Origin of the sequence: Paenibacillus sp. LX16, from assembly GCF_036252815.1 — a bacterium.
In the GTDB taxonomy this organism is placed as follows: Bacteria; Bacillota; Bacilli; order Paenibacillales; family Paenibacillaceae; genus Paenibacillus; species Paenibacillus polymyxa_B.
On sequence record NZ_CP141152.1, the window covers coordinates 1,781,607 to 1,795,450 of the forward strand.

The 13,844-nt window shown below is 44.5% G+C and carries 12 protein-coding genes and 1 pseudogene; 10 read left to right on the forward strand and 3 right to left on the reverse strand.

Annotated elements, in window-relative coordinates:
- Positions 1-11: 11 nt before the first annotated feature.
- Both sufB and T3H97_RS08180 read left to right on the forward strand, forming a co-directional pair.
- Positions 12-1,409, forward strand: coding sequence for a Fe-S cluster assembly protein SufB (gene sufB / locus T3H97_RS08175; protein ID WP_069291582.1), 1,398 nt, complete (start codon positions 12-14; stop codon positions 1,407-1,409).
- A gap of 278 nt (positions 1,410-1,687) precedes the next feature.
- A complete protein-coding gene (locus T3H97_RS08180; RefSeq protein WP_250244326.1) occupies positions 1,688-2,050 on the forward strand; it encodes a YmaF family protein in 363 nt (120 codons plus the stop codon).
- A 326-nt stretch (positions 2,051-2,376) separates the two neighbouring features.
- On the opposite strand, the gene T3H97_RS08185 is transcribed toward T3H97_RS08180, so the two are convergent.
- On the reverse strand, positions 2,377-3,216 hold the full coding sequence (locus tag T3H97_RS08185; protein WP_069291583.1) for a manganese catalase: 840 nt from the start codon (positions 3,214-3,216) through the stop codon (positions 2,377-2,379).
- 233 nt (positions 3,217-3,449) lie between these two features.
- Here T3H97_RS08185 and T3H97_RS08190 point away from each other — a divergent pair.
- Positions 3,450-4,097: pseudogene (locus tag T3H97_RS08190) on the forward strand (manganese catalase family protein); the annotation flags it as partial.
- 164 nt (positions 4,098-4,261) lie between these two features.
- Here T3H97_RS08190 and T3H97_RS08195 read toward each other — a convergent pair.
- Positions 4,262-5,326, reverse strand: coding sequence for an HD-GYP domain-containing protein (locus T3H97_RS08195; RefSeq protein WP_328802230.1), 1,065 nt, complete (start codon positions 5,324-5,326; stop codon positions 4,262-4,264).
- Between the two features lie 319 nt (positions 5,327-5,645).
- Here T3H97_RS08195 and T3H97_RS08200 point away from each other — a divergent pair, with 319 nt between their 5' ends.
- The 7 genes from T3H97_RS08200 (at position 5,646) to T3H97_RS08230 (ending at position 12,327) form a co-directional block, all read left to right on the forward strand.
- Positions 5,646-7,100, forward strand: coding sequence for a bifunctional metallophosphatase/5'-nucleotidase (locus T3H97_RS08200; RefSeq protein WP_328802231.1), 1,455 nt, complete (start codon positions 5,646-5,648; stop codon positions 7,098-7,100).
- On the forward strand, positions 7,054-8,214 hold the full coding sequence (locus T3H97_RS08205; RefSeq protein ID WP_250244335.1) for an HD-GYP domain-containing protein: 1,161 nt from the start codon (positions 7,054-7,056) through the stop codon (positions 8,212-8,214). The genes T3H97_RS08200 and T3H97_RS08205 overlap by 47 nt, the downstream gene beginning before the upstream one ends.
- A 97-nt stretch (positions 8,215-8,311) precedes the next feature.
- Positions 8,312-9,442 (forward strand): radical SAM/CxCxxxxC motif protein YfkAB, encoded by a 1,131-nt coding sequence (gene yfkAB, locus T3H97_RS08210; RefSeq protein WP_328802232.1) that lies wholly within the window; start codon positions 8,312-8,314, stop codon positions 9,440-9,442.
- A gap of 16 nt (positions 9,443-9,458) precedes the next feature.
- Positions 9,459-10,808 carry a hemolysin family protein gene (locus T3H97_RS08215; protein ID WP_023987891.1) on the forward strand — a complete coding sequence of 450 codons (1,350 nt, stop codon included), beginning with the start codon at positions 9,459-9,461 and terminating at the stop codon, positions 10,806-10,808.
- Between the two features lie 240 nt (positions 10,809-11,048).
- A complete protein-coding gene (locus T3H97_RS08220; protein WP_328802233.1) occupies positions 11,049-11,273 on the forward strand; it encodes a spore coat associated protein CotJA in 225 nt (74 codons plus the stop codon).
- A gap of 1 nt (position 11,274) precedes the next feature.
- Positions 11,275-11,724 (forward strand): spore coat protein CotJB, encoded by a 450-nt coding sequence (locus T3H97_RS08225; RefSeq protein ID WP_269465968.1) that lies wholly within the window; start codon positions 11,275-11,277, stop codon positions 11,722-11,724.
- Positions 11,725-11,757: 33 nt separating this feature from the next.
- Positions 11,758-12,327 carry a manganese catalase family protein gene (locus tag T3H97_RS08230; RefSeq protein WP_061831696.1) on the forward strand — a complete coding sequence of 190 codons (570 nt, stop codon included), beginning with the start codon at positions 11,758-11,760 and terminating at the stop codon, positions 12,325-12,327.
- A 272-nt stretch (positions 12,328-12,599) separates the two neighbouring features.
- Here T3H97_RS08230 and T3H97_RS08235 read toward each other — a convergent pair whose 3' ends face one another.
- Positions 12,600-13,673, reverse strand: coding sequence for a glycosyltransferase (locus tag T3H97_RS08235; protein WP_328802234.1), 1,074 nt, complete (start codon positions 13,671-13,673; stop codon positions 12,600-12,602).
- Positions 13,674-13,844 lie beyond the last annotated feature (171 nt).

Sequence of the window (13,844 nt, forward strand, 5' to 3'; positions counted from 1 at the left end):
GTTTGAGAAACATGGCCAAGAAAGCACCGGAAATGGAAGAGTATAAATACGGCTTTCGTGACGAGCACAAGTCCATTTTCCAAACAGGTAAGGGTCTCACTCCGGAAATCGTAAAGGAAATCTCCAAAATTAAGGATGAGCCAGAGTGGATGCTGGAGTTCCGCCTGAAGGCACTGAAGCAGTTTGAAAAAATGCCAATGCCAAACTGGGGCGGAGATATGGATGAACTGGATTTCAACGATATCCAGTACTATGTAAGACCTTCCGAGAAACAAGGGAAGACATGGGAAGAAGTTCCGACGGAAATTAAAGAAACCTTTGATAAACTGGGTATTCCTGAGGCGGAGCAAAAGTTTTTGGCTGGTGTATCTGCACAGTATGAATCCGAGGTTGTCTACCACAGTATGCAAAAGGATCTGGAAGATCAGGGCGTTATTTTCATGGATACCGATACGGCGTTGCGTGAGCATCCTGAGATTCTGAAAGAGTATTTTGCAACAGTTGTACCTCCTGCGGACAATAAGTTTGCAGCACTGAACAGTGCGGTATGGTCAGGCGGAAGCTTCATCTATGTACCAAAAGGTGTGAAATGTGAAGTTCCATTGCAGGCTTACTTCCGTATCAACTCGGAAAACATGGGTCAATTCGAGCGTACGCTCATTATTGCTGATGAAGACAGCTTTGTGCATTATGTAGAAGGCTGTACGGCTCCAATTTACAGCACGAACTCGCTGCATAGTGCGGTGGTCGAAATTATTTGTAAGAAGAACGCACGTGTTCGTTATACAACGATCCAGAACTGGGCACCAAACATCTATAACCTGGTAACCAAACGTGCGGTTGCGGAAGAAAATGCAACGATGGAATGGGTCGATGGTAACATCGGTTCCAAGTTGACGATGAAGTATCCAGCCGTTGTATTGAAAGGCCGTGGAGCGAAAGGGATGGTCCTGTCTATCGCTGTTGCAGGCAAAGGCCAGCATCAGGATGCAGGTGCGAAGATGATCCACTTGGCACCAGACACCACGTCCACCATTGTATCCAAGTCGATCAGTAAGCACGGCGGTAAAGTAACGTATCGCGGATTAGCTTCATTCGGTCGTCAGGCTCAAGGTGCAAAATCGAATATCAAATGTGATACGTTGATTTTGGATAATCAATCAACTTCAGATACTATTCCTTATAATGAAATCATGAATGACGACATCACGCTTGAGCACGAAGCAACAGTTTCCAAGGTATCGGAAGATCAGCTGTTCTATCTGATGAGCCGTGGTTTGACTGAAGCAGAGGCAACGCAAATGATCGTTATGGGCTTTATTGAGCCGTTCACCAAAGAACTGCCGATGGAATATGCGGTAGAGATGAATCGTTTGATCAAGTTCGAAATGGAAGGTTCCATCGGTTAAAACGCAGTAATCCTTGGTGTGACAAGGTTTTTGAGGTAATTAAAGCTGTTAAATCGGAGTCGTGCCGATTTGTGCCGACTCCGATTTCCTGCTCGTATAGAAGGCGAACTTTTTAAGTTCGTCTTCTTTTATTTTTTCTGTGATGCCTAAGTCCATAAGCCTTCTTTCTGCTACATAAAAAAATTTATGCTTGGACCGCAGATAGTTGCCTAGCACTTATGTATGTTTGCTTAATAGGATGTTGTGAGTGACATAAACATAAGGAGGCATACCAACAGATGCAGAAGAATAAAACGGGAGTGAAGAAGAAAACCCTCTCTTCTAAACAGACACAGAGGCATGTACATGAATTTGAAGGTAGTACCAAACTGGCTGAAGAAGGCGCAGACCGACATAACCATCGCTTTGCAGGTGTTACTGGGCAAGCGATTCGAGTTGGAAGAAGTCATGTCCATGAAATCGATCTTACAAAAACTGATTTCGTGAACCACTTTCATAATCTGAAAAAAATTAGAACAGGACCAGCTATCCCAGTCGGAAATGGAAAACACGTACATTTTGTTACGGGCCAAACTACATTAAATGATGGTCATGTACACCAGTTTAATTTTGCAACATTGATTCAGGCACCTCTTATTTAATGAACGGTGGTTTGACCGAAGCTGAGGTAACACAAATGATTGTTATAGACATCTGCTCATAAAGAATGAGAGCATCGTCTTCGATTTTTTGGTGATGTGTAAATTACTCGAAATAAATCAAAAAGCTCTGCTAACCATAATGGGTCGGCAGGGCTTTTTAGTCTTACATTGATTCTGTACTTCTTGATTTATGACCGGCTATGATTTTATGCCTCATGATAAGCCGCCTTATTCGGATTTTAAGTATATATTTTTTGTTTCATTTTTATGGTCAGTGTCACCCAATAAGCAATCTTTAATGTTGGGAAGACTCGTCTGCTACTTGTTTATTTATCTGAAGTTTTATGGTCCAAGTCATGATGTAATTCGGTTGCTGGTATTTTGGCACTATAGATTTGTCCTTTAGCAACAGGCTTGGAGATGTATACATAGCTCCCGCTTCCATCCGGTGCACTTCCTGTTGCCCACAAACCTTCACTAGATTCTTCGCCTTCAGACAAATTCCAAAACTCATAAGCTTCAGGCTGAGACTCTTGCTCTGCTTCAGGAGGAAAAGAAGCCGGGACCACAACACCGTTTTTTTCTTCTAATTCTTGGATTGCCGCCATCCATTGATACTGGTGATAGCGGTCACGTGCTAGCATTTTCCGTAGTGTAGCTCTGACGCTTTCATCTTGTGTCATATGATATAGCCTTGCTACCTGCAATCGACCCTGACTCTCTGCGTGCAAATTGGACCGCATATCCGCTAAAAGGTTACCACTTGCGACGATATAAGAGCCGTTCCATGGAACTCCATTTGAATTACTAGGTAATCCGCCAAGACCGCTGACCAGCAAGTGCTGCGGGTTAATTCCCCCCATTATGGCAGCTGTAACAGGGTCTTTTGCAGCTTGTTCTTGATCTTCTGGTTTAGCTCCATCAAGTAGTTGACTAATTAAAGCACACAGCATCTCCACATGCCCTACTTCTTCAGTTCCAATGTCCATTAGCATATCTTTATATTTTTCCTCACCACGACAGTTAAACCCTTGAAATAAATATTGCATCATCACGGTCATTTCTCCAAATTGCCCTCCCAAAACTTCTTGTACCTGCCGGGCAAAAAGAGGATCAGGACGCTCTACTTTCACTTCAAACTGCAACTCTTTTTGATGTCTAAACATAATTACTCCTCCTATAATTAAAGCAGCTTAGTGAATTCTAACTGTATTTAACCTTTTCAAGATGTAATAAAACGAGGATCAGCATAACAACAATCTAATAGGAGTCTTTATATTTAACTTTCTGTTTGTTAGGTTTGTATAAAAATTATTAAGGAGGGAAGCATATGTTTCACTTTAGTATGAAAGTCTAAGGAGGTTTTTTGCATTGTATTTTTATAAAGAAGATTTAATTAATTAACTTAATAGTACCTGATAAGCCCGACCCTACTGCTGCTAAAGTGATTCAAGAAGTATTAGGTGGTCGATTCGGAGAAATGCGTACCATGATGCAGTTTTTCTTTCAAAGTAATAATTTTCGGGGTAATGCTGTGCAGTATAGGGATTTGATACGGGGAGTTTTTCTAGAGGAGCTTAGTCATGTTGAACTGGTCCAACATACTATAAATCAACTTCTGACTGGCTCAGGCGCAGACCAAGCCGGTGATGCTGGAATTGATCATGCTCCATTAGATGAGGCGATAAAACACGCAAATCCTCATCATTTTATTATGGGAGCTCAAAGTTCCTTACCTGTTGATGCAAGTGGAAATCCTTGGCTAGGTAGTTATGTTTATTCCCACGGCAATCTGATTAGTGATTTGCTTGATAATCTCGTACTCGAATCTACAGGGGTTCTGCAAAAATCCCGAATTTACGAAATGAGCTCGAACAAAACATTCCGGGAAACGTTGGCTTTTTTGATTGTGCGGGATAATGCTCATCAAAATGCGTTTGCCAAAGCTTTAGAGACACTTGGAGTTGATTGGGGGAAATTGTTCCCGGTTCCAAACTACGATATTAACAAGTATCCAGAATGCCAGAAGTATGTTGAAATGGGCTTTACAATGCAAAGATGGTAACTAGGTTAATAGTCCGTAACATAAAAAGAGGCTGTCCTTCGTAAAGAACCTACGAATCAAGGACAGTCTCTTTTTATTCGCGTAGCCTGTGCTTCGGCAAAACATTCCGTTCTACCGAAGTAACGCCGGGAGGCAGTAGTAGCGGATCAGGATTCCAAATAAATTTCATCAATCGATACATGGCGTTCTCTAGACAAATCTACATATTCATCATCGTTAATTCTCACTAAGGGTCTGAAGTAATCAGCAGGATTGTTTAGAATAATCGTTCCTGTCTGCCCTGTAGTCAACAGAACCTGCTTATTAATGAAATTAGGAAGCATGTGTCTGATGAACACTTGGGTAGCTTCTGGGTTTAGATGTCCAAAACTCATGCTGTGCAGCTCACGTAATACGGCCAGCAGCTCTTGCTTCGTCTGGTACACACGATTGGAAATCATCGCGCTATACACGTCGGCAACAGCTGTTATGCTGGCAAAAGGATGAATCTCTTCTTTGAACAGTCCATGGGGATATCCACTTCCATCTTCACGCTCGTGATGCTGCAAGGCGACAATTGCAGAAATTTCATCGCTGGTGGAATTGCGAATAATATCATAGCCATATAGCGAATGTTTTTTCATCTCATGGAATTCTTCGGGTGTCAGTTTATCCGGTTTGTTCAAAATTTCATCCGGTATCATGGACTTGCCTATATCGTGTAAATATCCAGCTTTACCGGCGGCATATGCTTCTTCTTCCGTATATCCAAGCCATGTGGCAATGTAATATGACAGTACGCCTACTTGGAGAGAATGATTATAGGTATAGTGATCTCCCCGTTCCATAATTAATAGCAGAGATACGACATCTTTTTGACGAGCCAGCTCTGAAACGAGAGGGCCGAACAGCTCATCAACCCGATATTCATCAAATTTGCCAGTTGAGGAGGCTTCGAGAAACATGCTTTCAAAGCCACTGATCGTCTGCTCCATGAGGGGAACGGCACGTTTGAGGGACTCGGGGGAAGCTGGGACATCGGGGGCAAAGTCAACCGGAATGCTCGCAGAACCGGCATCAATGTCGATATAATCGACGCCGTGCATAATGAGCTTGGAAATATCGTCATGCTGTAGCTCGGTGCCCTGAATCATGACAGGTACACCGTGCCCATTGTATGTATCGGATTTGAGGCGATCTCCCGGCTTGGCATCGGTAACGTGTACTCTCATGCGCTAACCTCCTTATTGTCGTAAATTTGTCGAAAATACGAAACAAACTTAATATATCAAGAATTAAATGGGATGACAACGACTAATTTACTATTATTCCAAGCTGTAAAATAGGTCCCAGGAACCCGTTTCCTATCAGATACCTACAGTAGATAACGTCAATACTTTTCACTATGTTTATGATAAGAGATTGCCCAGAGAGTACAGCGAAGCTTAAGGACTATGCCCACTCACATGTACCATATTGCTAAATAACATGATATGCTTAAACATTAGAAGCTCCAAAGTCGATATATATAAAGTATAGAGGAGGGCGGTTATGGAGATGACGACTCGGCAAACGTTGACCATTTTGCATACCAATGATATCCATAGTCATTTTGGCAGTATGCCTTCGATAGCCGCGATGATCGATGAACGAAGAGCCGCATCACGGGATGCGCTGCTTGTGCTCGACATAGGAGACCACATGGATCGGATGGCCCCCGAAACGGAAGGAACGCTCGGTGGGGCAAATGTGGATGTGATTAATCTAACAGGATACGATGCCATTACAATCGGTAACAATGAGGGACTGACTTTTACCCCGGATATGATTGAACAGGCATATGCGGGGATTCATTGTCCGGTCGTATGTGGCAATATGACAGAGCGTGCCACGGGAATGAGCCCTTTGTGGATGAAGGAATCCCTTATTGTAGACAAAGCAGGAATCAAGGTCGGTTTACTCGGTGTGACGGCTCCTTTTGTAGAGTTTTATCAATTGTTGGGCTGGGATGTACTCAATCCGTTTGAGGTGCTGGGTAAGCAGATCGCGGCACTGAGAAAGCAGGTTGATGTTTTGGTCGTGATGTCGCACCTGGGCCTACCTTCCGATAAAAAGTTAGCGTCGCAATTTCCTGAAATTGACGTTATCCTTGGGGGTCACACCCATCATGTGCTGGAGGAACCGCTTTGGATTGGAAAAACAGCTTTATGTGGGGCGGGGAAGTTTGGAACGCTACTGGGTGAAGTGACACTAAGTCGTAACAATAGCCTCGAACCGTTTCGAGTCACGTCAGGCGGCGTAGTTCCTGTGGATCTGACACTACTGGACGAAAAAGTGGCATCGGCCATTGTGGTGCATCGCAGACAAGCAGAGCGCGCCATGGAGAGCACAGTTGCGGTGACGGATCGGAAACTGGAGATCGCATATGATCAGGAATCCCCTTTCGGGAATATGCTGGCACAAGCGGTGTCCCATTTTACAGGAACAGAAATTGCTCTCGTCAATGCGGGACAACTGCTCGGCCCATTACCTCAAGGGGATATCAGCAAAGGAATACTACATTCCTTATGCCCTTCGCCGATTAATGCCTGTGTTATGAAATTGCGGGGAAGAGATATTCGGTTGGCGCTGGAGCAGTCCTTGCTGCCTGAATTTACAGACAAGCCCATGACGGGCTTTGGCTTCAGAGGCAAAGTACTTGGCACGATGTGTGTGGAAGGCTTGGCCATTCAGTATGACCCTGGCCGTGCTCCTTATGAAAAAGTGACGGACATTCGTGTAGCGGGTCAACCTTTGGAAGAGTATGAGGAATACACAGTGGGCACGTTGGATATGTTCACTTTCAAAGCAGGTTATGAGGTGCTTGCGAACGGAACAGATCTCCGATTTATGCTTCCAGAATTTTTACGGGATATGATTGAAATGGAGTTGAAGCGTCCGGGCGCGATGGAAGAATGTTTTGCAGCTAGGTGGCTTCAGGTATCAAAACAATCGGGAGAGGATTAAGCTGCGACTGGTACCTGTTACATTATTGAGAGCCGGCATGAAGCTTGGCAAAAAAATATACAATGAAAACGGAATGGTGCTGCTCTCGGAAGGTGTTGAGCTTACTTCGCGATTGATTGAACGTCTAGGCCAAGTCGGTATTGGATATGTATACATTGAGGATGCTGTGACAGAAGATATCGTCATTCCTGAGATGATCCATGAACAGACTAGGGCCGCGGCGCTACAGGAAATCAAAAAGCAGTTTCAAGGGTTGTCATCCTACTCCGTAGATCATAAGCACAAATATTTTGGCAAGTCATTTTATAAGGTGATGGAATCCATTCTGGACGATATTGGAGGCCGTCAGGATACCATCATTATGTTGATGGATATCGGGGCCGCGGATCAGGATTTATATCATCATTCTTTGAACGTATGTTTATATTCACTTGTACTGGGAATTTCTAATGGCTACGATAACAACCAGCTCATGGAGCTAGGAATAGGTTCACTACTGCACGATATCGGTAAAATGAAAATTTCACCTCAAGTACTCTATAAGCCGGGGAAATTGACGGATGAGGAATATGAGCATATGAAAACACACACGGTGATCGGCTACAAGCTGCTCAAAGACGAACCTGGAATTCCCTTGTTATCGGCCCATTGTGCATTACAGCATCATGAGCGTATCGACGGCAGCGGATACCCACACGGTTGGAAAAAGGACCAGATCCACGAATATGCGAAATGGATCGGTCTGGCGGACTCGTACGACGCAATGACAGCAAGTCGGATATACAAACAGGCTTTGTTGCCCTATGAAGCGATGGAAGTGCTGTACGCTGGGGCAGGAACGTTATATGAGCAGCGAATGCTGGAAGCCTTTCGTGACTGTGTAGCTATTTACCCTCTGGGACTCTCTGTGGTGCTCAACACGGGGGAAGAGGGGGTCGTGGTGCGTATACATCCCAAAATCCCGCAAAGACCCGTCATTCGCATTGTAAGGGACCGGGATGGGCAGGAAGTGAAGGCACCTTATGATGTGGATTTGTCCGTATCCCTCTCGGTTATGATTACAAACACATTGGGTGCTACTGTCGCCCCTTTCGGAGGAGTACACGTAGATTAGCAGATGATGTGGAAGAAAGCATGCAGACACTTTACACATCATGATATGATAATTATACGTCTTTTGAGGTTAATAACAGAAATAAGGTGAAAACATAATGACAGTTCTACAAAATAACACGCTCTCCCAAATATCGCCAACCTATGATCCGTGGGACCCGATTGTCTCACTGCGTACACATGGTCGTCATTTGCTTACGAGTGTGGAAATGACCGTAACGCATCTATGTAATATGCGCTGTGAGCATTGCGCTGTTGGCGATATGCTGGTTATGAAGGAGGCCCCTTTCCTTCCGCTAGACCTAATGCTGAAGCGTTTGGATGAAGTCGAGCATCTGGAGACGATCAGTATTACAGGTGGGGAACCTGCTTTACTCGATAAAACAGTGGATGAAGTAATCGTTCCACTGCTGAAATATGCCAAGGAGCGCGGTATTCGCTCGCAAATCAACTCCAATCTGACATTAGATATTCGCAGATATGAGAAGATGCTTCCTTATCTGGATGTGATGCATATTTCATTTAACTATTTGAATGCAGACGATTTTTATGAAGTGGGTTTTGCAAATACCGGCCGGCCGACTCCACGTGAGGGTGCTGTTCGCCTGTATGAAAAAATGATGGAAAATGCCCGCAGATTGAGTGAAATGGGGATGTTCATTTCAGCTGAATCCATGATTAATTATCGGACACACACGAAGCTGGAGGGCATTCATCAGTTAATCAACGAAATGGGATGCCAACGGCATGAGGTTCATCCAATGTATGCGTCGAATTTTGCCTCTGCTTTGCCTGTGCTCTCACTCGACGACATGCGGAACTCTATCCATAAGCTGCTGGATGTACGTAATCAGGACATGTGGATGTTGTTTGGTACATTACCGTTCTTTGCTTGTTCGGATCGGGAAGAAGACCGCAAACTGCTTCGCCGCTTGCGTCAGGAACCGAATATTACGGTGCGTAATGATCCAGACGGAAGAAACCGTGTGAATGTGAATATGTTCACGGGTAGCGTGTATGTGACAGATTTTGCAGACATTCCGGCTTTCGGAAACATTCAGGAAGACAGTCTGGACGATATTTTTGGTGAATGGCTGAATGAACATCCGCTAAATCAGACTGTGAACTGTCATTGTGATGCCGCTGCCTGTTGTGGACCGAACCTGCTTGTGGCGGATATGTACTACAAAGGAATAGATTTTAAATCAAGAAAAGCATTACAACTATAGAAATGGGGAGTTCGTATTGGATGGTCATACCGAGTTTCATTGGGGATTGCTAGCTGTGAATCTCCTCTTGGTACTGCTGCTTGTCTTTCTAAATGGTGTATTTGTGGCCGCAGAATTTTCGCTGGTCAAAATGCGCCAATCCCGATTGACGCAGCTCCAAAGCGAGGGTCATCGCCTGGCAGGCTATGCGCTGAAGGTAAACCAAAAGTTGGATGCTTATCTGTCTGCCACCCAATTGGGCATTACGCTGGCTTCATTGGGCTTGGGTTGGATTGGAGAACCAGCAATATCCGGCTACCTGATAGAGCCACTCATGCACAAACTCGGTGTAACTGACGGTACACTGATTACAACGGTATCTGTTATCGTCGGATTTTGCGTAATTACCTTTTTGCATATCGTATTGGGGGAACTGGCGCCAAAGTCCTTAGCGATTCAGAAGACCGAAGGTGTGGCGTTGTTTTTATCGGCGCCTTTGCTGCTTTTTTATAAGGTCTTTCTGCCTGTGATCTGGGTATTGAATGCTGCAGCAAACTTACTGTTGCGTGCATTCGGCATTCAGCCGGCGAGTGAAGCCGAAGCGGCTCATTCGGAGGAAGAGATTCGTATATTGATGAATCAGAGCGCCAAAAGCGGTGTGATTGATAAGGACGAAATTAAGCTGATGGATAATATTTTTGATTTTTCCGACTTACTTGCCCGTGAAATCATGTTGCCGCGTACAGATATGGATTGTTTGTATACGAATTTGTCGTTTAAGGAAAATCTCAAGATTATCAGCGAGACCAAGCATTCCCGCTACCCGGTAGCGGTTGAGGATAAAGACCAGATTATCGGTTTTGTCCATATCACGGATCTTCTGCTAGCTGAGCAGGGAGAGCAACTGGATCTGGCTTCGGTGGTACGTCCTATTTTGAATGTGCCGGAGTCCATGGAAGTAAGTCACGTGTTGCGTCTTATGCAGAAAAAACATTCCCAAATGACTCTCGTGGTAGATGAGTACGGCGGAACGGCCGGGCTGCTGACAGCGGAGGAAATTTTGGAGGAAATCGTTGGGGATCTCTATGATGAATTTGAGGATGAACGCCCAAGTGTGGAAATGAAGGAGAACTTCATCTCTGTGGATGGTCGTATGCTCATTGAGGATGTCAATGATTTGACTGGAGTGAACATTGAAGACGACGAGGTGGATTCCATCGGGGGATGGCTGTTCAAGGAATTGGAGGGCATTCCGGTGAAAGGGAAGAAAATTGAGTTTTATAACCTTACCTTTGAGGTGGAGGAAGCAACAAGGCTTCGCATAATGAGAGTGAAGATTCACCGCAAGCCTGAGCCTGTGATTGAAGATGAGCTTTCTACCGATTGATTCCTGATCCACAGATATAGGTATGATCAGTTCAGGTATGTAAGTTATTATAGAGTGCTGAAGAAAGAGCTTTTAGATCCACGTACCGTGGTTTTAAAGGCTCTTTTTTGATTAGAAACAGTTCTATAGTTATTTTCTTTGAACAATTATTTTTATCTGTGATTTTTTGTTCGAGACTTGGGCGATACGGCATATGTTGAATAGTAAAACAGATGGATCAATCAAAGGAGGTTCCGGCCCGTGAAATTTCCACAGCAAGGTGAGTTTGCCCCGTTTGTCGGCCCGTTCGATCCGTGTCCGCCCGTTCTATGTAAGACTTATGTGCTTCCGCCAAACTTGTTTATACAATTTCAGCCCCCTGGTCTACCACAATTCAGTCCAGATGAGGCGCTGACGAAGGGAACGCTATGGCCTTTGCTTTACAGCCCTTATGAGCCTAGGAGAAACCAGGGGGGAGGCGAATAGAATGGAGAATCCAAACCAGGGTCAGTCCCCATTCCAATTCCAGCAGCAAAATCAGCATGAGAGTGGGCAGCAACAGCCGAATCCATATCAAAGCCCTTATTCAAATCCGTATCCATACCAGAACCAGTATCAGAACCAAACTCAGGGCTATAGTCAAGCCGGAAACCCGGCCCAAGGCTGCACGCCCCAAACCAAGCCAGTTGATGCCCAGTTTTATGCGTTGCTGGAGAAGCTCCAAGCGGTGGATTTTGTGTTAGTGGAGCTGAATTTGTATCTGGATACGCACCCAGATGATTTACAGGCTATCGAACAGTTCAATAAGCTGACGCAGGAAAGAACGGCGATTGCGAACGAGTATCAGATGCTATATGGGCCTTTACAAAATTTTGGCCGTGCCTATTCTAAGTATCCTTGGGAGTGGAGTCAATCCCCTTGGCCGTGGCAGGTCTAGGTAGGTATAACCTTTTATAAAGGAGGAACATGAATGTGGGTATATGAGAAAAAACTGCAATATCCCGTACGTGTCAGCAAATGTGATCCTCATATGGCCAAACTGCTTATGGAGCAGTATGGTGGAGCGGATGGCGAGCTGGCAGCGGCATTGCGCTATCTGAATCAGCGATATACGATTCCTGATAAGGTGATTGGTGTACTGAACGACATAGGCACGGAGGAATTTGCGCATCTCGAGATGATTGCGACTATGATTTATAAGCTGACCAAGGACGCGAGTGTGGAGCAAATGAAGGCAGCTGGGCTAGGGGAATATTACGCGGCGCACGATCATGCGCTATATTATCAAAACGCAGGCGGTGTTCCTTTTACAGCGGCCTATATTCAAGCCAAAGGCGACCCGATTGCCGATCTATACGAGGACATAGCGGCAGAGGAAAAGGCTCGAGCTACATATCAGTGGCTGATTGATCTGACAGACGATGTGGATTTGCAGGATAGTCTGAAGTTTCTGCGTGAACGTGAAGTGATTCATTCGCTGCGTTTCCGTGAGTCAGTGGAAATTTTGAAGGGGGAAAGAGACCGGAAGAAAGTGTTCTGAGAAAGTTTTATACCATCAACGCTTTAAATTGTTAGCTTGTTCTATATATTATTACAAATAGGAAAGGCCATCTGCAAGCATCAAGTGCAGGTGGCCTTTCTTTATTTTTTACATTCACCTATCCCCTAATATTAATTGCTTGGAACGATGGATTTTTTGGCCGTCTGTACTAGAAACTGTGCTTTTAATACAAAGCCAGAGGATAGCCTTCCTCAATATTTAGATAGGTAGCCACAAAGGAATAAAATTCCAAAACTACCCTGACAGAAAACTTATTTTTGTTCTAGCTGTGCAAAATATTGCTCGTTATATAAAACACTTGGATGAGTAGGATGGTGCAACTGAGCTATGCGATGATGCGATTTTGCTTTTTCGATGTCACCGATTCGGTCGTAACACAGGCATAATTGCAAGTGTGGAAACCAGGTATAGTACGACGAATTGGTTAAGGCCATCACATCTTGTGGAGGCTCTATCAGCGTCGCCTGACGAAACCAGTAAATGGCTTGAGTATACTGCTCATCTTCAATGAACAAATTGCCAAAGGCACAGCAGAACTGGGCGCGTGGTACATCGAGATTGAGTGTGCGAAGCAGTGCCATACGCTGCTCCTGTTTTTGACCCTGGTGAGCGTAGCAATCCGCTAGCTTAAAGCAAGCAGCAATCCGATCCTCAATCCATCCTTGATCAAGTCCTAGATAGTGTTCGTACTGCTGGATGGCTTCTAGTATGCGTCCGTTATCATAAAGTTCATTAGCAAAGTAGTAGTGATCTCGCTCAGAAAATGCGGTGCCCTGCTCCCGGTGCTGGAGATAAATATGTAAATTACGGTCAGTGTAGGCACGTGTCTTTTTATGAGTCACTGCCATATTGCTGTGAAAGGTGCTGCCAGTCACATGCAGGAATTCGTGCACAAAGCCGATCCATCTGAATCTACGATCACGCCGCACAATTCGGTTTCTTTTGAGCTTATACAACGGCTGTCCTTGTTCATCTACAGACAGCACATAATCCATCGTAATGCTGTCATAAGAGAGGGTGGCTTGTTTTTTCCAGTTGAGAAATGATATTCGGTCTTTTTCTTCCAGTATGTCGTCAGCATCCAGCCAAAATTGATATTCTTGCGTTGCCTGATCAAACGCATAATTGCGGGCTGCGGAGAAATCATCGCACCATTCAAAATTGTATACCCGAGCATTGAACGATGCAGCGACCTCTTGGGTACTGTCTGTGGAACCAGTATCAACGATAATGATTTCATCTACCAGGTCATGGACTGATTTCAGACAGGTATGAAGGGCTTCTTCTTCATTTTTGACAATCATACATAAGCTGACAGTTACCATGCTCTTTGTCCCCCCCAAAAAAAAACTTGGTATAATCTCCATTTTATTAGGATAGCTTGCTCATTATGTAGTAATTCCGACGGATCGTTTAGAGGATGTGTGATGATCATAAATTCAACTTTGCTCTAATAAATTAGAAAATCAAAGTCTGATATGAGGAGGAGGAGATTG

Bases quoted from the DNA above. Each gene is read 5' to 3' on its own strand.
- T3H97_RS08180 (WP_250244326.1), top strand. From the start codon at position 1,688: ATGCAGAAGAATAAAACGGGAGTGAAGAAGAAAACCCTCTCTTCTAAA.
- T3H97_RS08230 (WP_061831696.1), top strand. From the start codon at position 11,758: ATGTGGGTATATGAGAAAAAACTGCAATATCCCGTACGTGTCAGCAAA.
- T3H97_RS08200 (WP_328802231.1), top strand. From the start codon at position 5,646: ATGGAGATGACGACTCGGCAAACGTTGACCATTTTGCATACCAATGAT.
- T3H97_RS08195 (WP_328802230.1), bottom strand. From the start codon at position 5,326: ATGAGAGTACACGTTACCGATGCCAAGCCGGGAGATCGCCTCAAATCC.
- T3H97_RS08185 (WP_069291583.1), bottom strand. From the start codon at position 3,216: ATGTTTAGACATCAAAAAGAGTTGCAGTTTGAAGTGAAAGTAGAGCGT.
- T3H97_RS08235 (WP_328802234.1), bottom strand. From the start codon at position 13,673: ATGGTAACTGTCAGCTTATGTATGATTGTCAAAAATGAAGAAGAAGCC.
- T3H97_RS08225 (WP_269465968.1), top strand. From the start codon at position 11,275: ATGGAGAATCCAAACCAGGGTCAGTCCCCATTCCAATTCCAGCAGCAA.
- sufB (WP_069291582.1), top strand. From the start codon at position 12: ATGGCCAAGAAAGCACCGGAAATGGAAGAGTATAAATACGGCTTTCGT.
- yfkAB (WP_328802232.1), top strand. From the start codon at position 8,312: ATGACAGTTCTACAAAATAACACGCTCTCCCAAATATCGCCAACCTAT.